The organism is Kitasatospora sp. NPDC040550 (genome assembly GCF_055594965.1).
The window spans coordinates 141,366-165,738 of record NZ_JBVIWC010000004.1 but is presented as its reverse complement, the minus strand read 5'-3'; the positions used below and the strand labels follow the sequence as shown (position 1 = coordinate 165,738).

Below are 24,373 nucleotides of genomic sequence, written 5' to 3'. Positions count from 1 at the left end.
CGCCGGCAGGGCCCCCGGAAATCCCCCCCCACCCGTTTTCAGACATTCCGGAGCCGCACGATGGGACGCCTCGCACAGACCGACGGCCTCACCGAGATCCAGCGGGACATCCTCGCCACCGTGCGGGATTTCGTCGACAAGGAGATCATTCCGGTCGCGACCGAGCTGGAGCACAAGGACGAGTACCCGACCGCGATCGTGGAGGGCATGAAGCAGCTCGGGCTGTTCGGCCTCACGATCCCCGAGGAGTACGGCGGCCTCGGCGAGTCCCTGCTCACCTACGCCCTGGTGGTCGAGGAGATCGCCCGCGGCTGGATGTCGGTCTCCGGCATCGTCAACACCCACTTCATCGTGGCGCACATGATCAACGCCCACGGCACCCAGGAGCAGAAGGACCACTTCCTGCCGAAGATGGCCGCCGGCGAAATCCGCGGCGCCTTCTCGATGTCCGAGCCCGGGCTCGGCTCCGACGTTTCCGCCATCTCCACCAAGGGCGTCAAGGACGGCGAGTTCTACGTCCTCAACGGCCAGAAGATGTGGCTGACCAACGGCGGCACGTCCACCCTGGTCGCGGTCCTGTGCAAGACCGACGAGGGCGGCAGCTCCCCGTACAAGAACATGACCACCTTCCTGATCGAGAAGACGGCCGGTTTCGGCCCGAACCCGACCGTCCCCGGCCTCACCGTGCCCGGGAAGATCGAGAAGATGGGCTACAAGGGCGTCGACACCACCGAGCTGGTGCTCCAGGACGTGCGGATTCCGGCCAACCGCATCCTCGGCGGCGTCCCGGGCCGCGGCTTCTACCAGATGATGGACGGCGTCGAGGTCGGCCGCGTCAACGTCGCCGCCCGCGGCTGCGGCGTCGCCCGCCGCGCCTTCGAGCTCGGCATCTCCTACGCGCAGCAGCGCTCCACCTTCGGCAAGAAGATCGCCGAGCACCAGGCGATCCAGTTCAAGCTCGCCGAGATGGCCACCAAGGTCGAGGCCGCCCACCAGATGATGGTCATGGCCGCCCGCAAGAAGGACAGCGGCGAGCGCAACGACCTGGAAGCCGGCATGGCCAAGTACCTGGCCTCCGAGTACTGCAAGGAGGTCGTCGAGGACGCCTTCCGGATCCACGGCGGCTACGGCTTCTCGAAGGAGTACGAGATCGAGCGCCTCTACCGCGAGGCCCCGATGCTGCTCATCGGTGAAGGAACTGCGGAGATCCAGAAGATGATCGTCGGGCGCCGGCTCCTGGAGGAGTACAAGATCGCCGAGTGACGGCCCGGTCCCCGCCTGAGCGCGGGGACCACCGAGTGATTGCGGGACCGCCCGGATTGACGGGCGGCCCGCTCCGAAACCGCCGGTCGACGGGCGTGCGGGCCCGTCCCGGCAGAGCGCCGTGCCCGTCACGGCCCGGCCTGGTCCGCCTGGGTCCGGCACGGCCTCCGGAAAGCGGCCGCAGGGCGTACAGCTGCAGCGACGCGCCCTGCGGCCGCTTCCGTACACCTTCTTCCACCCGGTACGGCCCGTGTCCCCACCGGGTTCCGGCCGCACCCCTGCTGAGACAAGAGTCACCAGCCCTGTCCGGTCCCTTGGGAACCGGACCGGGGCGAGCTACGGTCGTAGAGGCGGGACGCGCGCACGCGCTCCCACCGGACACATGAACGAGCAGGCGGGTTGCCCACCCACCGTGTGCTCCCGATAGCATCCACCGGGACAGCAAGCCGTCCCTCTATTACCGATTCCGCGGTGGCCCCCGTCCAGCGGCCATGATCCCCCGCGACAAAGGTCTTCGATGCCCATCAGCCCGTCCCCTCACACCTCCGTCACGGACCGCGATGCCCTCGCAGCCCCGACGGCCGGTCGGCGACCCCGCGTGACCATCGCGCGCGGAGCCACCCCCTGGTTCGTCCCCACCCTCGCCACGGCCGCCGTGACCACCGCCCTCACCCGGCGCAACGGCAAGTGGGCCCTGGCCGCGGTACCGGCCTGCGCGCTCGGCGCGGGCATGCTGTGGTTCTTCCGCGACCCCGAGCGTGAGATCGGCACCGGCAGAGTCATCTCCCCCGCCGACGGCGTGGTCCAGAGCATCGACGCCTGGCCGGACGGCCGCACCCGGGTCGCGATCTTCATGAGCCCGCTCAACGTCCACGTCAACCGCGCGCCCCTGCCGGGCACGGTGACGTCGGTCGAGCACGTCCCGGGCGGCTTCGTGCCGGCCTTCAACAAGGACAGCGACCAGAACGAGCGGGTCGTCTGGCACTTCGACACCGAGCTCGGCGACATCGAGATGGTGCAGATCGCGGGGGCCGTGGCCCGTCGCATCGTGCCGTACGTGGCCGCCGGAACCAAGGTCGAGCAGGGCGACCGGATCGGCCTGATCCGGTTCGGCTCCCGGGTCGACACCTACCTGCCGGCCGGCGTCGAGGTCGGCGTCGAGGTCGGCCAGAAGACCACAGCCGGGGTGACGCGCCTTGACCGTGACTGATCCTGAAACAATCGTCGGCCTGGACGACGAGGAGACGGCCCTGCGCCGTCGCCGCTGGGCGCGCGACCGCGAGCTGCGCGCCCCGCGTTCCCCGCAGCACCTGTCCACCGCCGACTTCCTGACCCTGGGGAACGCCGTCTGCGGCTTCCTGGCGATCTACTCGATCACCACCGGGGTCCTGGTCCCGCACATCACCAACCCGGACGCCGCTCCGGACCGGCACAGCGCCGCCACCGCGGTGACGCTGCTGCTGATCGGCTCGATGTGCGACCTCTTCGACGGCCTGGTGGCGCGGAAGCTCCGCTCCTCCGCCCTCGGAGCGGAACTCGACAACCTGGCCGACCTGATCAGCTTCGGCATCGCGCCGGCCTACTTCGTCGCGGTCTGGGGCATGGTCTCCCAGGGCTCCAACACCAAGCTCTCGGCGCTGATCGCGCTGACCGTGCTGCTCGCGGTGGTCCTGCGGCTGGCCCGCTTCTCCACCGTCAAGATGCGGCCCGGGGTGTTCCAGGGCATGCCCTGCCCGATGGGCGCGATGACGGTCATCGCCATCGTGCTGCTCGACCCGCCGTTCCTGCCCGGTCTGCTCGCCATCTTCGGCGCCGCGTACCTCATGGTCAGCCGGATCGAGTACCCCAAGCCGCAGGGGCTGCTGGCCACCGCCACGCTCTGCTGGGTCGTCGTGGCGATCGGCTGCCTGGCCGCCTGGGCGACCGGGCTGCCCGGTGGCGACACCCTGATGCACATCGGCGCTTTCGCCCAGATCACGCTCGCCGCGATGGCACCACTGCTGGTCATCCGGCGCAAGGTCGGGCAGAAGGTCGGCGACGTCCGCGCCCGGCGGGCGGAGTCGCGGCTCGGCTGAACCGCCGCAGGACGTACGAAGGGCCCGGAACCATCAGGTTCCGGGCCCTTCGCGTTGCTCCTGGGGCCTGCCCCTCGGACGCTGCCGGGTCACGCCCCGCCGGTGTGGACGCTGAACGCCGAGCGGCGGGCCGCCCGGGCCACGCCCGGGTCCGGGTGCACGCCGGACACCGCCGTCAGCACCGAGGCCGCCCGCGGGTGCCCGGACTGCCGGGCCCGGGCGAACAGCCGCACCGGGTCACCCGCCGAGGCGCCCTCGACGTGCCCCACCAGCAGCTCCGTCTCACCGTGGTCCAGCACCGCCGCCGCCGTGTCCACCCACAGCCAGGCCGCGTCCTCGGCGCCCAGCACGTCCGCCGGGGCGACCCCCTCGTCGGACCGCTCGGCCAGCCAGAGCAGCGCGTACGGGCGCAGCACCGGCTCGTCCACCGCCGCCCGCACCGCCTGCTCGGCCGGACCGCCCGCCACCCGCAGCGCCTCGAAGGCCAGACCGCGCACCAGCGCGTCGTCGCCCTGGGCCGCGTCCAGCAGCTCGGCCACCGCGCGGTCCGCCGGGCGGGCCGCCACCCAGGCGCGGAACTCCGCCCGGGCCGGGCCCGGCGAGTAGTCCGCGCAGGCGTTCAGCAGCTCGAAGGCGCTCTGCTCGATGTGCCCGGCCGCGGTCTGGGCGACGGTGCAGATCTCCTCCAGCTTCGCCCGCACCGCCCAGTGGCCCAGCGGGGACAGCTCGGCGGCGTCGTTGCGGCGCACCACGGCGCCGACCGCCGTCAGACCGTCCAGCATCCAGTCCAGCACCGCGGCCACGTCGGAGCTCGCGGCCGGGGTGTCGATCTGCGGCGCCCGGCAGGTGCCGCGGACCGCGGACACCGCCGAGGCGGCGTGCGGCACCGGCGACAGGCCCGGATTGCCCAGCCCGGCCCCGACCCGGCGCTCGTCCAGGCCCCGGCGCAGCAGCTCCAGCAGCTCGCTCTCGGCCACCGGGCCGTCCACCAGGTGCAGGAAGGACAGCAACTGCGGGGCCTGGTCCACGGCCTGGCCGGCCAGGACCGCGAACACCCCGCGCAGCGCGGCGGGCGGCACCGGGGCGAGCAGCGTCCAGGCGTCGAACAGCCCGGACCAGCCGCGCACCACGGCCTCGTCGTCGTGCTCCCAGGCGTGCAGGCGCCAGCCGGGGCCCGCGCCGCCGTCCCGGGCCTCCACCAGGCCCACCAGCAGGGCCTGGCCCCAGGCCTTGGCCGCCGCGCCGACCGTCATGGCCAGCGCCCGGCCCGCCTCGCGGGCGTCGTCCGGGAGCAGCTCGCCGCGCTTGTCGACCTCCGCCAGCTCCCCGGCCCAGCGGGCGATCCGGACGGCGTCCACCAGCATCCGACGGGCCAGCGGCGCCAGCTCGGCCGGCGCGGGGAAGCCCTCCGGCACCGGAACCCGGCCCCGGCCGGGGGCCGGCGCGGGCCCACGGCGCCGGGGTACGGCGGCCCCGCCCGGCCTGCCGCCGGAGGGCCGTTGGGCCGTACCAGGGAGACGGGTCACCGTCGCACCGGTACCGATCGTCGGCGGGAGGGGGGCATCACGGTCGCGCGGGTTCCGAGACGTCACGTCGAGCAGTCTTCCCCTTGTACGGGCCTTCTGTCACATCCGGTTGCCCGTACGACCGCTCGACCGGGGGCGGCACCTCCGCAAGATCGGGCAACAGAGGCAAACCGCCTGGCCGGAAACGTGTGGCGGGGTCATGCCAGGGGGGCGGCGGGGCGTCGCCCTGGCCGTTCGGGCGGTCACGCTGCGTGTGGGGACGGGGTCGCCGGGTGGTTCCGCGCGGGTGCGGGAGGGGTCGGGTGCGGCGGAAGCGGAGGGCTGCGATCCGGCCAGGTGGCATGTGCCGGTGGGGGACAGTGCTGCACCGGAAGTCGGCGGGGTCGACTTCCGGTGCAGTGGCGGGGTGGGAGGGGAAGGGATCGGCGGGGCGGTTTCGGGAGCAAGATGTGCCCCTGAGGGCGGGTCAGAGCAGCGGGGTCAACCAGCGGCGGAGGAGTTCGGTGTAGTGGTCCGGTGCCGAGTTCCAGAGGGCCGCGTGCTCGGCCCCCGGGAAGCGCTGGAGGCTCACCACGTCGTGGCGGGCCGCCGCCAGCCGCTCCACCGTGCCGATCGGCGCGAGCGCGTCGTCCGGACTGTGCAGCACCAGGGTCGGGACCCGCAGGTCCGCACCCTCCGCCAAGCGGGAGAAGTCCGCCAGGTCGACGCCCGTACGGCCCTCCGCCGCCAGCGCGCCGAGCTCGGCGGAGACCCCGGTGAAACCCGCCCGGGCGGCGTCCCGACGGGCGGCCGCGGGCAGGTCCAGGACCGGCGAATCCAGCACGATCCCACTGATCGCGTGCGCCCAGGCCGACCGCGCCGCCGTCTGCAGCACCGTCGTCGCACCCACCGACCAGCCGTACAGGATCACCCGGCCCGCACCGTGGTCCAGGGCCAGCCGCACCGCCGACTCGACGTCCCGCCACTCCGTCTCGCCGAAGTGGCTGTAGCCGTCCGGGGAGGCCGGAGCCCCCTCGTCGCCGCGGTAGGTGACCACCAGCGCCGGCAGGCCCAGACGGTGCAGCGCCGGCAGCACCGGAAGAGCCTGCCCGCGGTCCGCCTCCGGGCCGTGGACCAGAACCACCCAGGTGCCGCGCTTGCCACCGATCAGCCAGACCGGCAGCGGGCCCAGCTCGCCGTCGGCCACCGTGTCGGTGAAGGCCAGACCGAGCGCCGAGGTCGGATCGCCCAGGTACACGCGCGGAGTGAAACGGACCTCGGTGCCCGGCGTCAGCGTGCCCCGGTCCGCCCGGACCAGCCGCCGGGTGACGCCCTGCGCGTCACTGTGCAGGACCTCCTCCACCACCGCGTGCCCGCCGTCCGCCCACTCCACCGCCCAGCGGCCGGGCTGCAGGCTCTCCGGACGCCGACTGAACGTCACCCGCCCCGCCGCCAGGCTCTGCACCAGCACCGGCCCCGAATCCGGACCGACGGCGCCCGGGCCCGCACCCGGACGGACCATCCGCTCGGAGGCCCGACGGCCCACGACCAGGACGGCGGCCCCGGCAGCGGCACCGGTGGCGGCCGCCACGACGGCTGCGGTTCTCCAACGCATATCGATCCCCGCTCTGTTCACGGACCCGGACGGTGTTCGAGGACCAGTCCACAAGGGCCCTGGCGGGGCGGCCACCGGGCTGGGCCGTCTGGGGGGCCGCTGCGCGGGGGCTTTGGTGTGGGGGTGGGCTTTCGGGAGGGTGGGTGGGTCCGGGGGCGGTTCCGGGGGTGGGTGCTCCGGGGGCTGGATGATTTTCCGACCGCCGACCCTGTGGGTGGGGTGCTGGGCGCCGTTGGCGGTCGGAAAATCACCCGTCACGCCCCTTTCCGCACCCACCCCCTCCACCGCCCCCTCCCGCAGCGCGTCCCTCTCGCCTGGGGCGGGTGAGGGGTAGGTGGGGGGTTGATGTGGGTGGGTCGGTTGGGGGTGGTGTGGGTGGGGTGGTGTGGGTGGTGTGGTCAGACGGGGAGGGTGGGGTGGTGGGTGCTGAGGAGGTGCCAGAAGCGGGGGGTGAGGGGTGGGGTGGGGGTGGTGGGTTGGGTGGTGGTGCCCCAGTGGGAGGGGATGTGGTGTTCCTGGTGGAGGACGGGGAGGACGGCGGCGAGGTCGGGTTCGGGGACGGGGACGAGGCGGGCGATCGGGCGGAGGTGGGGTTGCCAGCGTCCGGCCACGCATTGGCGGAGCAGGGTGTCGAGGGCCTCGCGGCGGCCGGTGGCCTCGATCAGTTCGGTGAGGCGCAGGCCGAGGACCTGGGCGAGGGCGTGGGTCTGGTCCGGGTCGCCGTCCCAGTGGCCGGTCAGTTCGGCCTGACGGTAGGTGGGCAGGGGGATGCCGACCCGTTCGGCGACGGTCTCCGGGGGGAGTTCCCGGGCGATGCGGTGGTCGCGCAGGCTGACGGGGTGGCCGGGCATCAGGGCGGCGGCCGGGCACCAGAGGGCGCGGGCCAGGGCGATGAACTCGGTCTCGCCGGGGCGCAGCACGCCGTCCTCCCAGGCGAGGATGTGGCCGGGTAGCAGCCGGACGCCGTGTGCGGCCATGCCCTCGGCGACCTGCTCGGGGGTCAGCCCGAGGCCGGTTCGGTGGGCCCGGGCGGCGTCCGGCGAGAACGGCACCGGGGTGGGGGCGGCGACGGGGGGCTTTCTGCGGCGCATGGCCGAACCGTAGGCGTGGCCTGCGGCGCGGCCCCAGCCGCCGAACGCACGAAGCGGGGGCGCCGGGCCCTTCGTGGGGCTGGGCGATCGCACAGGGCGGGGGCGGGTGCGCCGTGTGACCAACCCCTCCGTGACCTCGGTTGACTCCCGGTTCGGGCGCGTGATGGGATCCTGGGGCCAAACGGAGGCATGGAGAGGAAGCCGGTGCGAGTCCGGCGCGGTCCCGCCACTGTCACCGGGGAGCACGCTCGGAAAGTGCCACGGCGGCCCGTCAGGGGCCGTTGGAAGGCCCGGGGGTGCGTCGGACCCGGAAGCCAGGAGACTCTCGCCCCCGGTACGTCGATCCAGGGCGCGGACCCTGAGTGAGGACACCCACGCGATGCAGGCTGCCCCGCCCGGTTGGATTCCCAGCTTTTCGTTGTTGTGCGCCCGCTGACCCGGGCCGCTGCCTTCGCGGTGGGCGCCGTCGCGGGCTACGCCTTCGACGCCCGGTACGCCGACCCGCGCCGCGGGCACCCCGTCGCCCTGTTCGGCACGGCCGCGGGGCGGCTGGAGCGGCGGCTGTGGCGCGACGACCGCGCCGCCGGTGCCGGGTACACCGCGGTGTGCGTGGGCGCGGTCGCGGCCGGCGCGCTCGCCCTGGACCATACGGTCGGGCGCCGCCCGCTGGGCCGGGCCGCGTTGGCGGCGGCGGCGACCTGGACGGTGCTCGGTGGCACCTCGCTGACCCGGGAGGCCCGGACCGTCGGACGCTCGCTGGCCGCGGGCGACCTGACGGCGGCCCGGGAGCGGCTGCCGCACCTGTGCGGCCGGGATCCGAGCGCCTTGGACGGGCAGCAGATCGCCCGGGCGGTGGTCGAGTCGGTGGCCGAGAACACCGCCGACGCGGTGGTGAACGCGCTGGTCTGGGGCGCCCTGGCCGGTACCCCGGGCCTGTTGGCCTTCCGCGCGGTGAACACCCTGGACGCCATGGTGGGCCACCGCTCGCCCCGCTACGCCCGCTTCGGTTGGGCCTCGGCCCGGCTGGACGACGTGGCGGGCTGGCCGGGTGCCCGGCTGACGGCCCTGCTGACGGTGGCCGCCGCGCCCGAACCCCGGACCGCGTGGCGGGTCTGGCGCCGGGACGGCTCCGCACACCCGAGCCCGAACGCGGGCCAGGCCGAGTCGGCCTTCGCGGGGGCGGTCGGGGTCCGGCTGGGTGGGACGTTGCAGTACGGGGAGCGGGTGGAGCACCGGCCTGTCCTGGGTGCGGAGTTGCGGCCGGTGACGGTGGACGACATCGAGCGGGCCTGCACGCTGTCCCGGCGGGTGGGCGCGCTGGCGCTGGGTACGACGGTCGCGGGGCACGTCCTGCTGCGGGTGCTGATGAGGAAGAAGGGTGGGGCATGAGCGAGCGCAGCGAGGTCATCATCGGAAGGTGCGCATGGTGCGAGGCGCCTGGCGAGCGTAGCGAGGCGGTCGCATGAGCGAGCGCAGCGAGGTCATCATCGGAAGGTGCGCATGGTGCGAAGCGCCTGCCGAGCGTAGCGAGGCGGTCGCATGAGCAACGCACTGCTGGTCGCGGGGACGACCTCGGACGCGGGCAAGAGCGTGGTGACGGCCGGGATCTGCCGCTGGCTGGCCCGCCAGGGCGTGCGGGTGGCGCCGTTCAAGGCGCAGAACATGTCGCTGAACTCCTTCGTCACCGCCGACGGCGCCGAGATCGGCCGCGCCCAGGCGATGCAGGCGCAGGCCGCCCGGGTGGAGCCGGAGGCGGCGATGAACCCGGTGCTGTTGAAGCCGGGCGCGGACGGCCGCAGCCAGGTGGTGCTGCTCGGCAGGCCGGTGGCCGAGGTGGGCGCGCTGGACTACCGGGAGCGCAAGCCCGTCCTGCTGGAGCGGGCGCTGGAGTGCCTGGCCGATCTGCGCGCCCGCTACGACGTGGTGGTGTGCGAGGGCGCCGGCTCTCCCGCCGAGATCAACCTGCGGGACCGGGACATCGCCAACATGGGCCTGGCCACGGCCGCCGCGCTGCCGGTGGTGGTGGTCGGGGACATCGACCGCGGCGGGGTGTTCGCGGCGATGTACGGGACGCTGGCGCTGCTGTCGGCGGAGGACCAACGGCACGTGGCCGGCTGGTTCGTCAACAAGTTCCGCGGCGATGCCCGGCTGCTGGCGCCCGGGCTGGAGATGCTGCACGAGCTGACCGGCCGTCCGGTGCTGGGCACGCTGCCGATGCTGCCGGGCCTGTGGCTGGACGCCGAGGACTCGCTGGACCTGTCCACCGTGGTGGACCGGGTGGACGGGCGCGGGCCGCTGGGGGCGGACGTGCTGCGGGTCGCCGTGGTGCGCTTCCCTCGGCTGTCGAACTTCACCGACCTGGACGCGCTGGCCCAGGAGCCGGGCGTGCTGGTGCGCTGGGCGACCCGGCCGGAGGAGCTGGCCGACGCCGACCTGGTGGTGCTGCCCGGTACCCGGGCGACCGTGGCGGACCTCGCCTGGCTGCGCGAGCGCGGCCTGGAGCCGGCGCTCAAGGCGCGGGCGGCGGCCGGACTGCCGGTGCTCGGGGTGTGCGGCGGCTACCAGATGCTGGCGCACTCGATCGAGGACGAGGTGGAGTCGAAGGCGGGTCTCGTCGACGGGCTCGGCCTGCTGCCGACCCGGGTGCGCTTCGGTGTCGGGAAGGTGCTGGCGCGGCCGGTCGGCGAGGCGTACGGGCAGCGGGTCGAGGGGTACGAGATCCACCACGGGGTGGTGGCCGTGGAGGGGGGTGTTCCCTTCTTGGACGGCTGCCGGGTCGGATCGGTCTGGGGCACCACCTGGCACGGCGCGCTGGAGAACGACGGCTTCCGCCGTGAACTCCTGCGCGAGGTCGCCGACTTGGCGGGCCGGGCGTTCGTGCCGGCGCCGGACACCTCGTTCGCCGTGGCGCGCGAGGCCCGGTTGGACCGGCTGGGCGACCTGATCGAGGAGCACGCGGACACCGACGCGCTGTGGAAGCTGATCGAGGGCGGGGTGCCGGCGGCCGGATCGCTGCCGTTCCTCCTGCCCGGAGCACCTGGGAGTGACGTATGAGTGAGGTCCGCTATCCGTTCACCGCGATCGTCGGGATGGCCGACCTGCGGCTCGGGCTGCTGCTGAACGCGGTCTCCCCGGCCGTGGGCGGCGTGCTGGTGCGCGGCGAGAAGGGCACCGCCAAGTCGACCATGGTGCGCGCGCTGGCCGGGCTGCTGCCCGCCATCGCCGTCGTGGACGACTGCCGGTTCGCCTGCGACCCGGCCGGGCCGGACCCGCAGTGCCCGGACGGGCCGCACGGCGCCGTCGAGAGTCACGAACGGCCCTCCCAGCTGGTCGAGTTGCCGGTCGGCGTGGCCGAGGACCGGATCGTCGGCTCGCTCGACCTGGAGCGCGCGCTGGCCGAGGGTGTCAAGGCGTACGAGCCCGGGCTGCTCGCCAAGGCGCACCGCGGCGTGCTGTACATCGACGAGGTGAACCTGCTCCAGGACCATGTGGTGGACCTGCTGCTGGACGCCGCCGCGATGGGCCGCTCGTACGTCGAGCGCGAGGGCGTGTCGGTGCGGCACGCGGCGCGGTTCCTGCTGGTCGGCACCATGAACCCGGAGGAGGGCGAGCTGCGGCCGCAGCTGCTCGACCGCTTCGGCCTGACCGTCGAGATCGCCGCCACCCGGGAGCCGGTCGAGCGCGCCGAGGTGGTCCGGCGCCGGCTCGCCTACGACGCCGATCCGGCCGGGTTCGCCGAGCGGTTCGCGGCGGAGGAGCGGGAGCTCGCCGAACACATCACCGTGGCGCGGGAGTTGCTCCCGAAGGTCGAGTTGACGGATGTGGCGCTGCGTCAGATCACGGCGGTGTGTGCCGCGTTCGAGGTGGACGGGCTGCGCGCGGACATCGTGATGGCCCGCACCGCGGTCGCGCTGGCCGCCTGGGCCGGGCGGACGGAGGTGCTGGAGGAGGACGTCCGCAAGGCCGCCCAGCTCGCCCTGCCGCACCGGCGCCGGCGCAACCCCTTCGACGCCCCCGGGCTGGACGAGGAGCAGCTGGACCGCACCCTGGAGGAGCACGCCCAGCCGGAGGAGCCGGAGCCGGAGGACGACGGGCCGGAGCCCGGGGGCGACGGCCCGGACGGGGGCGGTGACGGTGGCCCGGGTGACGGTGGCCCCGACGGCGGTGGCGCGCCCGAGCCGGCCGACGGGGCGGCCCCGGAGCCCGCGGCCACGGACACCGAGGTGCCCGAGCCGCAGCCCGTACCGGCCCAACAGCCCTCCCCCGCGCGGGAGTCGGCGCCGGTCGCGGCCGGGGACCCGTACCGGACGCGGCTGTTCACCGTGCAGGGCACCGGCCACGGCGCCCAGGGCCGCCGCTCCCCCGCCGAGACCACCGGCGGGCACACCGTCCGGGCCCGCCGCCCGCAGGGCACGCTGAGCCGGCTGCACCTGACCGCGACCCTCCAGGCCGCCGCGCCGCACCAGGTGGCGCGCGGCCGGGCCGGCCGGGCGCTGGTGCTGCACAAGGACGACTTCCGCGAGCAGGTGCGCCAGGGGCGGGAGTCCAACCTGGTGCTGTTCGTGGTGGACGCCTCCGGCTCGATGGCCGCCCGGCAGCGGATGACCGCCGTCAAGGGCGCGGTGCTGTCGCTGCTGATGGACGCCTACCAGCGCCGGGACAAGATCGGCATGATCACCTTCCGCGGCGCGGACGCCGAACTGGCGCTGCCGCCCACCTCCTCGGTGGAGGTCGGCGCCGCCCGGCTGGAGACCCTGCCCACCGGCGGGCGCACCCCGCTGGCGGCCGGCCTGCTGCGCGCCCACGAGGTACTGCGGGTCGAGCGGCTGCGCGACCCGAACCGGCGCCCGCTGCTGGTCGTGGTGACCGACGGCCGGGCCACCGGCGGGCGGGACGCGCTCGCCCGCTCCCAGCGGGCGGCCACCCTGTTCGCCGCCCAGGGCACCGCGAGCGTGGTGCTGGACTGCGAGTCCGGGCCGGTCCGGCTGGGCCTGGCCCGCACGCTGGCCGGGCTGCTCGGCGGCAGCGCCGTCAGCCTGGACGAGCTGCGCGCGGAGGGTGTGGCCTCGCTCGTCCGCGCGAACCGTTCGACCACTTCGATGCGAAAGGCGGCCTGAGCCGACATGCCCAAGGGTGTCCCCGAGAGCGTTCCCGACGACGGCCTGACGACCCGTCAGCGACGTACCCAGCCGATCACCGCCGTGCACACCGGCCCCGGGAAGGGCAAGTCCACGGCCGCCTTCGGCATGGCGCTGCGGGCCTGGAACCAGGGCTGGTCGGTCGGGGTGTTCCAGTTCGTGAAGTCCGCCAAGTGGAAGGTCGGCGAGGAGAACGCGCTGCGCGTGCTCGGCGCCTCCGGCGAGGGCGGCACCGTCGACTGGCACAAGATGGGCTCCGGCTGGTCCTGGATCCAGCGCTCCGCCGAGCAGGAGATGACCAGCGAGGAGGCGGCCAAGGAGGGCTGGGAGCAGGTCAAGCGCGACCTCGCCGCCGAGACCTACCGCTTCTACGTGCTGGACGAGTTCACCTACCCGATGCACTGGGGGTGGATCGACCCGGAGGAGGTCGTCTCGGTGCTCAAGGACCGTCCCGGCAGCCAGCACGTCGTCATCACCGGCCGGTACGCGCCCGAGGCGCTGACCGGAGTCGCCGACCTGGTCACCGAGATGACCAAGGTCAAGCACCCCATGGACGCCGGCCGCAAGGGCCAGCGCGGTATCGAGTGGTGACCTCTTGAGCAACGTCCTCGCGCCCGCGAACATCCCCCGCCTCGTCGTCGCCGCGCCCTCCTCGGGCGCCGGCAAGACCACCGTCGCCACCGGCCTGATCGCGGCGCTCGCCGCGCGCGGGCTGGCGGTGTCGCCGCACAAGGTCGGCCCCGACTACATCGACCCGGGCTACCACGGGCTCGCCGCCGGGCGCCCGGGCCGCAACCTGGACGCCTTCATGTGCGGGCCGGAACGGATCGCGCCGCTGTTCCTGCACGGCGCGGCCGGGGCGGACGTCGCGGTGGTCGAGGGCGTCATGGGCCTGTTCGACGGGGCGTCCGGGCGCGGGGAGCTGGCCTCCACCGCGCACGTCGCCAAACTGCTGCGGGCCCCCGTGGTGCTGGTGGTGGACGGCTCCTCGCAGTCCCGCTCGGTGGCCGCGCTGGTGCACGGCTTCGCCTCCTGGGACCCGCAGGTGCGGCTCGCCGGGGTGATCCTCAACCGGGTCGCCTCCGACCGGCACGAGCAGCTGCTGCGCGAGGCGCTGGAGGAGGGCTCCGGCGTGCCCGTGCTGGGCGCGCTGCGTCGCTCGGCGGCCGTGGCCACGCCGTCCCGGCACCTCGGGCTGATCCCGGCGGTGGAGCGCTCGGCGGAGGCCTTGCAGGCCGTTGCCGACATGGGCGCCCTCGTGGCGGCTTCGGTCGATCTGGACGCGGTGCTGGAACTCGCCCGTACGGCTCCGGACTTGGACGCCGAGCCGTGGGATCCCGCAGCGGAGGTCGCAGCGGTCGGCGGACGGCCGCGGATCGCGGTGGCCGGTGGCGCGGCCTTCTCCTTCTCGTACGCCGAAAACGCCGAACTGCTCGGCGCGGCGGGCGCGGAGGTCGTCCCCTTCGACCCGCTGCACGCCTCGGCACTGCCGGAGGGCACCGCCGGGCTGGTCATCGGCGGCGGCTTCCCCGAACTGTACGTACGGGAGTTGAGCGGGAACGCCGAACTGCGGCGGGCCATCGCGGAGTTCGCGGCGGCGGGCGGTCCGATCGCCGCCGAGTGCGCCGGACTGCTCTACCTGGGGCGGGAGTTGGACGGCCTGCCGATGTGCGGCGTGCTGGACACTGAGGCCCGGATGACCGAACGGCTCACCCTCGGCTACCGGGAGGCCGTCGCCCTGCACGACTCCCCGCTCGCCCCGGCCGGCACCCGGCTGCGCGGGCACGAGTTCCACCGGACGGTCTGCGAACCGGGCGCCGGCGAACACCCGGCGTGGGGCTGGCGCCTGCCGACCGGGCCGCGCACGGAGGGCTTCGCCGCCGGGAACGTGCACGCCTCCTACCTGCACCTGCACTGGGCCGGGGCGCCCGGGCTGGCGTCGTCCTTCGCGGGGGCGGCGGCGGCGTTCAATTCGGCGGCGTCCTGAGGGCTTTCCTCCTTAGGATGCGCGCATGCACGTGATCGTTCTCAACGGCGGCTCCAGCTCCGGGAAGTCGAGCATCGCCCGGCGCCTCCAGGAGCTGCTGCCGGAGCCGTGGCTGCACCTCGGCGCGGACACCATGGTGGACGCGCTGCCGCCGTGGCTGCTCGGCGGCGACGGGGGCATCGGCGGTCTGACCGACGGGGACGGCACGGTGGCCGTCGGACCGGTCTTCGCCCGACTGGACGCCGCCTGGTCGGTCGGCGTGGCGGCGATGGCCCGGGCCGGGGCCCCGGTCCTGGTGGACGAGGTGTTCCTCGGCGGGGCCGCCTCCCAGCAGCGCTGGCGCGCGGCGCTGGACGGCCTGGACGTGCTCTGGGTCGGCGTGCGCTGCGACCCGGCGATGGCCGCGGCCCGCGAGGCCGCGCGCGGCGACCGGGTCGCCGGGATGGCCGCCGCCCAGGCCGAGGCGGTGCACGAGGGGGTCGTCTACGACCTGGTCGTCGACACCTCGCGGGCCTCGGTGGCGGACTGCGCCGACGCCGTTCTGGCCCGCGTCACGGCCGCCGGATGAGCCCCGCACGCGGCCCGTTGCGGTTGACTGTCCGGGGACACCCCCTTCCCACGGAGGCACCCCATGGCCAGGCAGTACGAGTACACCGCCGCGATCAACTGGACCGGCAACCGGGGCACCGGCACCAGCGACTACCGGGCCTACTCCCGCGACGTCGAGGTGTCGGTCGAGGGGCTGCCGGGCATCCTCGGCTCCGCCGACCCCGCCTTCCACGGCGACCCGGCCCGCTGGAACCCGGAGCAACTGCTGCTGGTCTCGCTCGCCCAGTGCCACCTGCTGTCGTACCTGCACCAGTGCGCGGTGAACGGGGTCGTGGTGACCTCGTACGCGGATCGGCCGGCGGGCACCATGACCGTGACCCAGGAGGGCGTGCGCTTCACCTCGGTGGTGCTGCACCCGCGGGTCGAGGTCGCCGAGCCGGGGATGGTGGAGCGGGCGCTCTCCCTCCACGCGGCAGCGAACCGGGGCTGCTTCATCGCCAACTCGGTGAACTTCCCGGTGCAGCACGAGGCCGAGGTGACGGTCACGGTCGCCGGGTAGCGGCGGGCCGAAGGGCCGCGGACCCGTTCAGAGCGCCAGCGTCTGCCAGCCGCGGGTGATCTGGTCGTGCATGGCGGCGGGGTCCGGCGCCGTCGACCGGGCCGCCGCCAGCGCCGCCAGCAGGGCCGTACCGTCCGCCGGGCGGCCCGCCGGGTCGATGGCCAGGGCGCGGGTGACGACGGCCGCGAGCGCCGAGTCGAGGGCCTGGACCGCCGCCAGGGCGGCGGGCTCGGGCCCGCTCTCCACGATCCGGCGGATCACCGCGCCCGTGTTGGTCGCCGCGAACGGGCTGACGCCGTACGCCGCGCAGACCACGCAGCACGCCCAGGCCCACACGTCGGCCGCCGGGCCGACCCGCTCGTCGCCGAACTGCTCCGGCGCCATGTACGTCAGGGTGCCCGGGCCGCCGCCGGTGGCGGTCAGCCGGGTGCCGTCCACGATCGCCGCGATGCCGAAGTCCAGCAGGCGCGGGCCGGCCGTGGTCAGCATGATGTTGGCGGGCTTGAGGTCCCGGTGCACCAGGCCGAGCCGGTGCACCCCCGAGAGCGCCACGGCCAGCGCCAGGGCCAGGGCGTTCAGCGCCTCCGCGGCGCGGATCGGGCCCTGCTCGCGCAGGTGGGCGTCGAGCGGGCGGCCGTCCAGCAGCTCCATGGCCAGGTAGGGGCGTCCGGCGTCCACCCCGGTGTCGAGCACCCGGGCGGTGTAGGCGCCGGGGACCATCGCCAGCACCTCGGCCTCGCGCTGGAAGCGGCGCAACAGGTCGCCCTCGGCGAGGAGTTCGGGGTTGATGGTCTTGAGCGCGACCTGGGTGGCGGAGCCCTGCCGCTGGGCGAGGTAGACCGTGCCCATGCCGCCGGAGCCGATCCGGCCGAGCAGCTGGTAGCCGCCGATCGTGCGGGGCTCGTGCGCGCCGAGCGGGCTGCCGACGGGCGGGGTGGACACCACCGGCGGGGCGGGCGGGGTCGACGGCGGGGCGGGCGGGGTGAACTGCGCTGGGACGTACGGGGACTGTGGCGACTGCGGCGGGGCGGCCGGGGGCTGCGCGGTGGGCGCGTACGGGTTCTGCCCGGCCATCGCGGCCTGGAACGCCTGGGCGGCCTGCGCCGCCTGGAACGCCCGCGCCTGCGGGTCCCCGGCCGCGGCCGCGCCGACCGGCTTGGGGTTGCGGCTCACCAGCAGGGCGACCACCTGGAAGACCAGGGCGGCGGAGAGCAGGCCGACCGGCAGCAGGAACACGCCGATCGCCGCACGGAGCAGCACCAGTCCGATCAGCCGGACCCGGGTCGACCCGGACGTCCAGACCTCCCCGGGCAGGCCGTTGGTCAGCAGCTTGCGCTGGGTCAGGTACCAGAGCACCAGCCAGAGCAGCAGGAGCACGACGAAGAGGGCGACGTACCAGGCCTGCGCCGAGGCCCGGGGGATGTGCCACTCGAAGGCGATGTACACGGACCTGTCGAGGTCGAACGGCCGGGAGAAGAGCTCGTAGCTGTGGTGGTCCTCGACGCCCACCAGGAGGAGCGCCGCCACGCCGACGGCCAGACCGATCGCCAGCTCGCCGAAGGTCGCGCCGAGGCCGCCCGGCGCACCCCCGGTCGCGTCCACGCCCGCGGCCGCCGACATCCTTCGGCGGGTGGCCGTCTGAGCCCGCACCAGCACCGGAAGCGTCGCCAGCCGCAGCAGCAACGCGACACCGGCCATGAGCACCAGTGCCATCTCCATCAAGTCCAGCATGTCTCCCCCTGCCTGATCGGGCAGAGGGAGTATAGGGGGACGCCCGGAACAGCGTCCCTCGTCAACCCCCCTCACCCAGCAGGGCGGTGAGGTAGCGGTCGATCTCCGCGCGCAGTTCCTCCGGCATCGGCACGTGCCAGTGCCCGCTGCCCGCGGTCGCGTTGAACAGCACGCCGTCGCACCAGCGGATCAGCCGGCGGGCGTCGCCCTCGGGGTCGGTGGAGCCGGCGGCGGCGAGCAGGGCGGCGGCGAGCTCGGCGAAGCGGGCGCCCAAGCGGTCGTAGACGACGCGCAGTTCGGGCCTGCGAGTGGCCTCCAGGGCGAGTTCCAGGCGGGCCAGGGTGAGCCTGCGACCGCTGGTGAGCGCCTGGAACAGCACCTCGGCGCCGACCTCGGCCAGCAGCGCGCGGGCCGGTGCGGCCGCCCGGGGCCGCTCGCCCTCGGCGAAGACCGGGTGGTCGGCGGTCTCCCGCTCGACGATCCGGTTGAGCACGAGTTCCAGCAGGGCGGCCCTGGTCCGGGCGAGGTTGGAGGTCGAGCCGGCGGACAGGCCGGCGGCGTCGTCCACGGCACGGTGGGTGAGTCCGCGCAGGCCCGCCTCGGCGATCAGGTCGATGGCGGCGTCGGCGATCAGGATCGGGCGCGGGAGCGTCAGGCGCGGGGGCGTCATGGGTTCGATCATGGCCTTTCCTCGGGGACCACCCAACTCACTACAGCCGTAGTTTACGACTCACTACACGTGTAGTACGGTGCCGGGCAGTGGCCACTACAGCTGTAGTGGCCAGGATCGTGGGAGAACAGGAGTCCCTCATGGGCCAGCACCGGGCGATCGTCATCGGCGGCGGCATCGGCGGCCTCACCGCCGCCCTCGCCCTGCACCGGCAGGGCGTCCCCGTCACCGTCCACGAACGCGCCGCGAGCCTGGAGCCCGTCGGCGCCGGACTCGCCCTCGCCCCCAACGCCCTGCGCGCCCTCGACCGGCTCGGCGTCGGCCCCCGGCTACGCGCCCGCGCCACCGCCCACCCCGCCGTCGGCATCCGCCACCCCTCCGGCCGCTGGCTCGTCCGCACCACCAGCGGCGCCGTCCGGGCCCGCTTCGGCGACACCGTCGCCGCCGTCGCCCGCGCCGAGGTGATCGCCGCCCTGGTCGACGCCCTGCCGGAGGGCACCGTCCGCACCGGCTCCCCCGCCACCGTCACCGACCCGGGCGACGACCGGCGGCCCGCCGTCGTCCGCACCGGCCAGGGCGACCAGGAGGCCGCGCTCGTCGTCGCCGCCGACGGCATCCACTCCGCCACCCGCGGCCTGCTCTTCCCCCACCACCCCGGCCCGCGCTACAGCGGCTTCACCACCTGGCGCGCCATCGTCACCCCCGACCACCGACCGGCCGCCGCCGGCGAGGTCTGGGGCCCCGGCCGCCTCGCCGGAATCGCCCCGCTCGCCGACGACCGGGTCTACGTCTACGGCGCCGCCCTCGCCCCGGCCGGCGCCCGCGCCACCGACGAACGGGCCGAACTCCAGCGGCTCTTCGGCGACTGGTGCGCCCCCGTCCCCCAACTGTTCGCCCTCGCCGAACCCGACCGGCTGCTCCGCAACGACGTCCGGGAACTCGCCGACCCCCTGCCCGCCCACCACCACGGCCGGGTCGCCCTCCTCGGCGACGCCGCCCACGCCATGTGCCCCTTCCTCGGCCAGGGCGCCTGCCAGGCCATCGAGGACGCCCTCGTCCTCGCCTCCCCGCTCACCCCCGCCACCGACCCCGTCACCACCCTCCCCGCCTACACCGCCGCCCGGCTCCCCCGCACCACCGCCGTCGCCACCGCCTCCCGCCGCACCGGCAGCCTGGTCGCCCTCCACACCCCCGCCGCCACCCTCCTGCGCACCACCGCCCTCACCCTGGCCGGCCTCCTCCCCACCCGCGCCCTCCTCGGCCGCAGCGGCACCATCTACGACTGGCAGCCCCCGGCCCTCCGCACCGGAGCCTGAGGGCGCCCGACACGGCCTCCGCTCCCGGCTCCCGGGCTACACGTCGGTGTCCTTCGGATGCCGGGGCGAGGCGTACACGAAGTGAACGGTGCGGGTTGCCTCGTCCACCACGTATCGCAGCACCCGACCGCCGGCGGTCACCTCGTACTCCCACTGCGGCAGCTCGACACCCCCCAGAACCCGGGTCGCCAGGCGGCCTCGGAGCGGATGCTGCCGGTCCGGATCCGCCTTGGCGATCGGGTTGGCCCGCAACGCTTCAAAACAGCGGCGGGCGTTGCCCGGCGCCTCGGCGCACAGCTCACTCCAGCCCTTGGCGGCCTCGGTCGTGCCGAAGCGCACCCGCCACTCGTCACCGACCGACGGCGGTGCGACATCATCACCACGCTTGGGGCTCACGGTGCGACCACCTCGCCGTGATCGTCGCCGGGAAGGGGCCTGGTGAGCTCCGCGGTCAGCTCCGGGTCCGCGAGGATTCTGGCAGTGGCACGCCATTCCACTATCACGCGGTGCAGATTGGCGTGTACGTCGAGCTCCACGACATCGCGCGTCGCGTCGACGAGGTCGACGACGAACTCCCGCACCTCCTCCGCAGAGAGGTGCCTGACCCAGGGGAAGACGGCGGGAAGCGCCAGAAGCACAGCGCGCGCACCCTGGTCGCTGCTGATCAGCGCCGCGAACAGGCGCGCGGTGACATCGGCGGTCTCCTCACGCTGACGGTCGTGGCGCTCGCTGGTCAAGTAGAGATCCTCACCGTCCCGCCGCGTGACGTGGACCCGCTGGGCGCGCTCCACGGTGTCCGCGACGCGCTTGGAGTTCTTGGACAGGTCGGAGAAGGACACGGTGGGAGTCGACATGACTCGACGCTAATTCGGAATACGTTCCGAAGTCAATCGCGATTGCCTCGCCCGGGTGAACGGTGAGCCCGACGAGGAACGGCCGGATGTCGGTGGTGGTTGGGAGGATGGGCGGCATGACGAACTCCGGGCGGGGCATCGCGGATTACTGGGACGCGGCCGCAGCGGCCTTCGACGAGGAGCCGGACCACGGCTTGCGGGCGGCGGCGACGCGGGCGGCGTGGGGGCGGCGGCTTCGGGGGTGGCTGCCGGGTGGGCCGGTGGAGGTGCTCGACGTCGGGTGCGGGACGGGGTCGTTGGCCGAGCTGGTGGCGGCGGACGGGCACCGGGTGACGGGAGTGGACCTGGCGCCGCGGATGGTCGCACGAGCCCGGGCGAAGCTGGCGGCGGCCGGGCTGGCGGGGCGGCTCCTGGTGGGGGACGCGGGCGCGCCGCCGGTGCGGGAGGGCGGCTTCGACGTGGTGCTGTCCCGCCACCTGGTCTGGACCCTGCCCGAGCCGGAGCGGGCGCTGCGCGCCTGGGTGCGGCTGCTGCGCCCCGGCGGGCGGCTGGTGCTGGTCGAGGGCCGCTGGCGCGAGGCGGGCGAGCAGCCGGCGCCGTACGCCGCCGGGGCGGAGCGCCTGCCCTGGGGCGGCGGCGTGGGCGCGGACGAACTCGCCGCTGCGGTGCGCCCGTTGGTGGCAGAGCTGCGCGTCGAGCCGCTCAGCGGGGACGCGGAGCTGTGGGGCGGCCCGGTGGCGGACGAGCGCTACGCGCTGGTCGCACGGCTCTGACGTATCGTCACGATCCGCTGCCGAAGGTCCCGTTGAGCGGGTCGCGGCGGAAGCAGGCGGGGCAGCGGAGGCGGGTGTAGATCGCCACCGCGCCCATGCAGACGTCCTCGCGGCCGTCGAGCGGGGAGGCCGAGCCGGCCGGCCCGCCGCAGTCCGCGCAGCGGCGGTGCGGGCGGGCGGCGATCGAGCAGGTGCGGCAGACCAGGTGGGTGGGGTGCTCGGCGTGGACGACGACGGGCTGCGGGCCGCCGTGCAGCAGGTGGTCGCACCAGGTGCAGGACTCGTCCTCCTGCGCGGCGAGCATCCGCTCCCTGGTCTCCCGCTGCCACCTGGCCGCGTTCTGCAGCGGCACCTGCACCGGCGGCCCCCACCCGGCGGCGGCGAGCCACTGGGCGCCCTCCGCCCCGGCCGCCCGCAGCTGGTCGTCGACGGCGATGTCCCTGGGGGTCCTGTGCTTCATCGGGCGTCTCCTCCGGCGCGTCGTCCTGACGGGTTAACGCGGCCGGGAGGTGGTGGTCACGCGAACGACCCGGCCGTCAGCCCAGGGGTTCGGTGTCGCCGTGGGCGACGAGGAGCTTGCGCAGCAGGGTGTCGAGCTGGGCGCGTTCGTCGGCGTCGAGGGCGGTGAGGAGGCTCTCCTCGTTGCGGATGTGGCCGGGGAGGGCGGCGTCGATGAGGTCCTTGCCGGCCGGGGTGAGGCGGACCAGGACGGCGCGGCGGTCGGTGGGGCAGGGGTTGCGCTCGACCAGGCCCTTGGCGGAGAGCTTGTCGACCCGGTTGGTGATGGCGCCGGAGGTGACCATGGCGGACTTGAGCAGGGCGCGGGCGTTGAGTTCGTAGGGCTCGCCGGAGCGGCGCAGGGTGGCGAGGACGTCGAACTCGGAGGAGTCCAGCCCGCAGGTGAGGAAGTACTCGCGGAGGGCATTGTCGACCCGGACGTTGAGCCGCCGCAGCCGGCCGATCAGGGCCATCGCCTCCAGCGGCAGGTCGGGGCGGTTCCTGGCCCACTGCTCGGCGATGTCGTCGACGGTGTCGCGCTGCTGCATGCTCTGTCATCTCCCTCGGACGGGCCGGGTGCTGCCGGTCCAGATATCTTAACATTCACATACTTGACGTTCGCCGATCCCGGGCGTAGAAATATCTCAACGTTCAGATAGTCAACGTTGAGGGGATTGGGAACCGCCATGGACCGCAAGCGCGCAGGGATCGCCGTCACCGCCGCACTCGCCCCGGCCGCCTGGGGCACCACCTACCTGGTCACCACCCAGCTGCTGCCCGAGGGCCGCCCGCTGCTGCTCGCCGCGCTGCGGGCACTGCCCGCCGGGCTGCTCCTGCTGCTGATCGGCCGCAAGCTGCCCAAGGGGCGCTGGTGGGGGCGCGCGGCGGTGCTCGGGATGCTCAACATCGGGCTGTTCTTCCCGCTCACCTTCGTCGGCGCCTACCGCCTGCCCGGCGGCGTGGCGGCCACCATCGGGGCGATCCAGCCGCTGCTGGTCGCCGGGCTCTCGATCGGGGTGCTCCGGGTCCGGCCCGGGCGGCGGGCGCTGCTCGCCGGACTGGTCGGGGTCGCCGGGGTGGCGCTGCTGGTGCTCAAGAGCGGCGCGAAGCTGGACGGCATCGGCATCGCCGCGATGGTCGCCGCGATCGGCCTGATGGCCACGGGCACCGTGCTGACCCGCCGCTGGGGCCGCCCGGAGGGCGCCACCATGATCGACCTCACCGCCTGGCAGCTGCTGGCCGGCTCGGTCTTCCTGGTCCCGCTGGCGGCACTCGTCGAGGGCGCACCGCCGGCCCTGAGCGCCGCCAACCTGGCGGGCTTCGCCTACCTCGGCCTGCTCAGCACCGCGCTCGGCTACGTGCTGTGGTTCCGCGGCATCGAGCGGCTCGGCGCCGGTCCGGTGTCCTTCCTGGGGCTGGTCAACCCGGTGGTGGCCACCGTCGGCGGCCTGGTGGTGCTCGGCCAGACGCTGACCCCCTGGCAGGTGCTGGGGCTGCTGCTGGCGCTCGGCGCGATGCTGATCGGCCAGGCCCCGGCCCGGCGGACCACCCCGGCGGCCGGCCCGACCCCCGCCCCGGCAACCCCGGCCCCGGCCCCCGCTTCGGCCCTCGCCTCGCCCCCCGCAGCCGAGCGCCGGGCGCCGGCGGTCGCCCGCTGACGGCCCGCACCGTCCGCTCCCGTCCCCACCCCGTCGGCCCGTGGCCGGCGGGGCGCGGACGTGCCCGCGCTCAGCCCGTGGCGCGGATGTAGATGTCGGCGGCGCCCGGCAGCCCGCCCGGGACGGCCGCCACGTAGATCCGGCGGGCCGAAGGGGCCCGGGTGGGGACGGCGGACGGGCTGGTGGTGGGCGACCAGGTCGGGGTGGGGCTCGGGTCGGGGGTGCCGTCCTCGGGGAGGTGCGCGGTGCCGCCCGCGCGACCGGAGCCACCGCCGGAGCCGTCCTCGGCCCCGTCGTCCGTACCGGCGTCCGTGCCGGTGTCCGTGCCGGTGTCCGTGCCGGCTTGCGGTGCACCGTCCCCGGGGCCGTCCGGGTCGGGGTCGGCCGGGGCGGGATCCGCCGCGACGGCCATCGGCGCGACACCGGCCCCCGGATCCACCACGGCGGCGGAGGCGGACGCGGACGCGGCCCCCGAGGGCGAGGGCACCCCCGACTCCCCCGCCGACCCCACTGCCCCCGACTCCCCCGACTCCCCCGACTCCCCCGCCGACCCCGGCGTCAGCTCCGGCAGCTCCGGCGCCTCGGACGGCTCGTCACCCCCGAGAGCGGCCGCGAGGTCCGGTGGCAGCGGGGCGGTGGGCCCGGGCGCCGGGAGGTCGTAGGCGCGCAGGAAGTCGCCGAGGCCGGGCTCCTTGCCGCCGCCGAGGCGGTAGTGGAGGTAGGCGACGGGCGCGCCGTCCGAGGTGCGGGTGTAGACGGCCCCGACCGGCACGTAGTAGCGGCCCGCGCCGGGGTGCTGGGAGGGGTGGAGTCCCGCCAGCCGCTCGGCGCGGTCCCGGTCGGTCTCCCGCCCGACCCGGCCGACGGTGAGCGCGTTGACGCCGCGCACCACCAGGGCGGCGCCGGCGGACACGCACAGCACGAGTCCGACGGCGACGGTGCGCCGCAGGACCGGCCGGCCGTGCAGGGCGGGCCAGGAGTCGGTGACCACGCGCTCGGGTGGGATGCCGTCCACGGTTGCTCGTTCCCCCGCTTCGATCAGGACGTCCGACCGGCACCTCGGGTCGGGACGTCACACTCTGCTCGACGTG

Annotated in this window: 23 protein-coding genes and 1 riboswitch; of the genes, 13 read left to right on the top strand and 10 right to left on the bottom strand. The window is 74.7% G+C overall.

Features of this window, described 5'->3' with window-relative positions; genetic code table 11:
- The first annotated feature begins 60 nt into the window (after positions 1-60).
- The 3 genes from ACZ58X_RS08500 to ACZ58X_RS08490 all read left to right on the top strand — a co-directional run bounded on the left by ACZ58X_RS08500 (position 61) and on the right by ACZ58X_RS08490 (position 3,338).
- On the top strand, positions 61-1,263 hold the full coding sequence (locus ACZ58X_RS08500) for an acyl-CoA dehydrogenase family protein (protein WP_380396274.1): 1,203 nt from the start codon (positions 61-63) through the stop codon (positions 1,261-1,263).
- Between the two features lie 517 nt (positions 1,264-1,780).
- Entirely contained in the window at positions 1,781-2,473 is a 693-nt protein-coding gene (locus ACZ58X_RS08495; protein ID WP_470332885.1) for a phosphatidylserine decarboxylase, read from the top strand.
- Positions 2,460-3,338: a CDP-alcohol phosphatidyltransferase family protein gene (locus ACZ58X_RS08490; RefSeq protein ID WP_470332884.1), complete on the top strand. Its 879-nt coding sequence runs from the start codon at positions 2,460-2,462 to the stop codon at positions 3,336-3,338. The genes ACZ58X_RS08495 and ACZ58X_RS08490 overlap by 14 nt, the downstream gene beginning before the upstream one ends.
- Positions 3,339-3,427: 89 nt before the next feature.
- Here the strand turns inward: ACZ58X_RS08490 and ACZ58X_RS08485 are convergent, their stop codons facing one another.
- The 3 genes from ACZ58X_RS08485 to ACZ58X_RS08475 all read right to left on the bottom strand — a co-directional run bounded on the left by ACZ58X_RS08485 (position 3,428) and on the right by ACZ58X_RS08475 (position 7,549).
- Entirely contained in the window at positions 3,428-4,753 is a 1,326-nt protein-coding gene (locus ACZ58X_RS08485; protein WP_470332883.1) for a hypothetical protein, read from the bottom strand.
- Positions 4,754-5,330: 577 nt separating this feature from the next.
- A complete protein-coding gene (locus ACZ58X_RS08480) occupies positions 5,331-6,458 on the bottom strand; it encodes an alpha/beta hydrolase family protein (RefSeq protein ID WP_470332882.1) in 1,128 nt (375 codons plus the stop codon).
- A gap of 398 nt (positions 6,459-6,856) precedes the next feature.
- On the bottom strand, positions 6,857-7,549 hold the full coding sequence (locus tag ACZ58X_RS08475) for a helix-turn-helix domain-containing protein (protein WP_470332881.1): 693 nt from the start codon (positions 7,547-7,549) through the stop codon (positions 6,857-6,859).
- Positions 7,550-7,744: 195 nt separating this feature from the next.
- Positions 7,745-7,873, top strand: a riboswitch (cobalamin riboswitch).
- Between the two features lie 99 nt (positions 7,874-7,972).
- On the opposite strand from ACZ58X_RS08475, the gene ACZ58X_RS08470 reads away from it, so the two are divergent.
- The 7 genes from ACZ58X_RS08470 (at position 7,973) to ACZ58X_RS08440 (ending at position 15,782) form a co-directional block, all read left to right on the top strand.
- On the top strand, positions 7,973-8,938 hold the full coding sequence (locus ACZ58X_RS08470; RefSeq protein WP_470332880.1) for a cobalamin biosynthesis protein: 966 nt from the start codon (positions 7,973-7,975) through the stop codon (positions 8,936-8,938).
- Positions 8,939-9,088: 150 nt separating this feature from the next.
- Entirely contained in the window at positions 9,089-10,603 is a 1,515-nt protein-coding gene (locus ACZ58X_RS08465; protein WP_470332879.1) for a cobyric acid synthase, read from the top strand.
- Positions 10,600-12,666, top strand: coding sequence for a putative cobaltochelatase (locus tag ACZ58X_RS08460; protein WP_470332878.1), 2,067 nt, complete (start codon positions 10,600-10,602; stop codon positions 12,664-12,666). Before ACZ58X_RS08465 ends, ACZ58X_RS08460 begins: the two co-directional genes overlap by 4 nt.
- A 6-nt stretch (positions 12,667-12,672) precedes the next feature.
- Complete coding sequence (gene cobO, locus ACZ58X_RS08455) at positions 12,673-13,278, top strand: cob(I)yrinic acid a,c-diamide adenosyltransferase (protein WP_387930333.1); 606 nt, start codon at positions 12,673-12,675, stop codon at positions 13,276-13,278.
- 4 nt (positions 13,279-13,282) lie between these two features.
- On the top strand, positions 13,283-14,674 hold the full coding sequence (locus tag ACZ58X_RS08450) for a cobyrinate a,c-diamide synthase (RefSeq protein WP_470332877.1): 1,392 nt from the start codon (positions 13,283-13,285) through the stop codon (positions 14,672-14,674).
- Positions 14,675-14,699: 25 nt separating this feature from the next.
- Positions 14,700-15,242, top strand: coding sequence for a chloramphenicol phosphotransferase CPT (gene cpt / locus ACZ58X_RS08445; protein WP_470332876.1), 543 nt, complete (start codon positions 14,700-14,702; stop codon positions 15,240-15,242).
- A gap of 63 nt (positions 15,243-15,305) precedes the next feature.
- Positions 15,306-15,782 (top strand): OsmC family protein, encoded by a 477-nt coding sequence (locus ACZ58X_RS08440; RefSeq protein ID WP_470332875.1) that lies wholly within the window; start codon positions 15,306-15,308, stop codon positions 15,780-15,782.
- A gap of 27 nt (positions 15,783-15,809) precedes the next feature.
- Here ACZ58X_RS08440 and ACZ58X_RS08435 read toward each other — a convergent pair whose 3' ends face one another.
- Both ACZ58X_RS08435 and ACZ58X_RS08430 read right to left on the bottom strand, forming a co-directional pair.
- On the bottom strand, positions 15,810-17,513 hold the full coding sequence (locus ACZ58X_RS08435; RefSeq protein ID WP_470332874.1) for a serine/threonine-protein kinase: 1,704 nt from the start codon (positions 17,511-17,513) through the stop codon (positions 15,810-15,812).
- A gap of 61 nt (positions 17,514-17,574) precedes the next feature.
- Positions 17,575-18,195, bottom strand: a complete 621-nt coding sequence (locus ACZ58X_RS08430) for a TetR/AcrR family transcriptional regulator (protein WP_470332873.1) — start codon at positions 18,193-18,195, stop codon at positions 17,575-17,577.
- Positions 18,196-18,323: 128 nt separating this feature from the next.
- Between ACZ58X_RS08430 and ACZ58X_RS08425 the strand changes: the two genes are divergently transcribed.
- Entirely contained in the window at positions 18,324-19,499 is a 1,176-nt protein-coding gene (locus ACZ58X_RS08425; protein WP_470332872.1) for an FAD-dependent monooxygenase, read from the top strand.
- 36 nt (positions 19,500-19,535) lie between these two features.
- Here the strand turns inward: ACZ58X_RS08425 and ACZ58X_RS08420 are convergent, their stop codons facing one another.
- Positions 19,536-19,895: a hypothetical protein gene (locus ACZ58X_RS08420; RefSeq protein WP_470332871.1), complete on the bottom strand. Its 360-nt coding sequence runs from the start codon at positions 19,893-19,895 to the stop codon at positions 19,536-19,538.
- On the bottom strand, positions 19,892-20,353 hold the full coding sequence (locus tag ACZ58X_RS08415; RefSeq protein WP_470332870.1) for a prevent-host-death family protein: 462 nt from the start codon (positions 20,351-20,353) through the stop codon (positions 19,892-19,894). Before ACZ58X_RS08415 ends, ACZ58X_RS08420 begins: the two co-directional genes overlap by 4 nt.
- 116 nt (positions 20,354-20,469) lie before the next feature.
- Between ACZ58X_RS08415 and ACZ58X_RS08410 the strand changes: the two genes are divergently transcribed.
- Positions 20,470-21,126, top strand: coding sequence for a class I SAM-dependent methyltransferase (locus tag ACZ58X_RS08410; protein ID WP_470332869.1), 657 nt, complete (start codon positions 20,470-20,472; stop codon positions 21,124-21,126).
- 7 nt (positions 21,127-21,133) lie between these two features.
- On the opposite strand, the gene ACZ58X_RS08405 is transcribed toward ACZ58X_RS08410, so the two are convergent.
- Both ACZ58X_RS08405 and ACZ58X_RS08400 read right to left on the bottom strand, forming a co-directional pair.
- Positions 21,134-21,586, bottom strand: coding sequence for a hypothetical protein (locus tag ACZ58X_RS08405; protein WP_470332868.1), 453 nt, complete (start codon positions 21,584-21,586; stop codon positions 21,134-21,136).
- Positions 21,587-21,662: 76 nt separating this feature from the next.
- Positions 21,663-22,172 carry a MarR family winged helix-turn-helix transcriptional regulator gene (locus ACZ58X_RS08400; protein WP_470332867.1) on the bottom strand — a complete coding sequence of 170 codons (510 nt, stop codon included), beginning with the start codon at positions 22,170-22,172 and terminating at the stop codon, positions 21,663-21,665.
- A gap of 138 nt (positions 22,173-22,310) precedes the next feature.
- Between ACZ58X_RS08400 and ACZ58X_RS08395 the strand changes: the two genes are divergently transcribed.
- The gene (locus tag ACZ58X_RS08395; RefSeq protein ID WP_470332866.1) at positions 22,311-23,282 is read left to right on the top strand and encodes an EamA family transporter; all 972 of its coding nucleotides are present in this window, start codon (positions 22,311-22,313) and stop codon (positions 23,280-23,282) included.
- Between the two features lie 70 nt (positions 23,283-23,352).
- Here ACZ58X_RS08395 and ACZ58X_RS08390 read toward each other — a convergent pair whose 3' ends face one another.
- Complete coding sequence (locus ACZ58X_RS08390) at positions 23,353-24,297, bottom strand: hypothetical protein (RefSeq protein ID WP_470332865.1); 945 nt, start codon at positions 24,295-24,297, stop codon at positions 23,353-23,355.
- Positions 24,298-24,373: the final 76 nt, after the last annotated feature.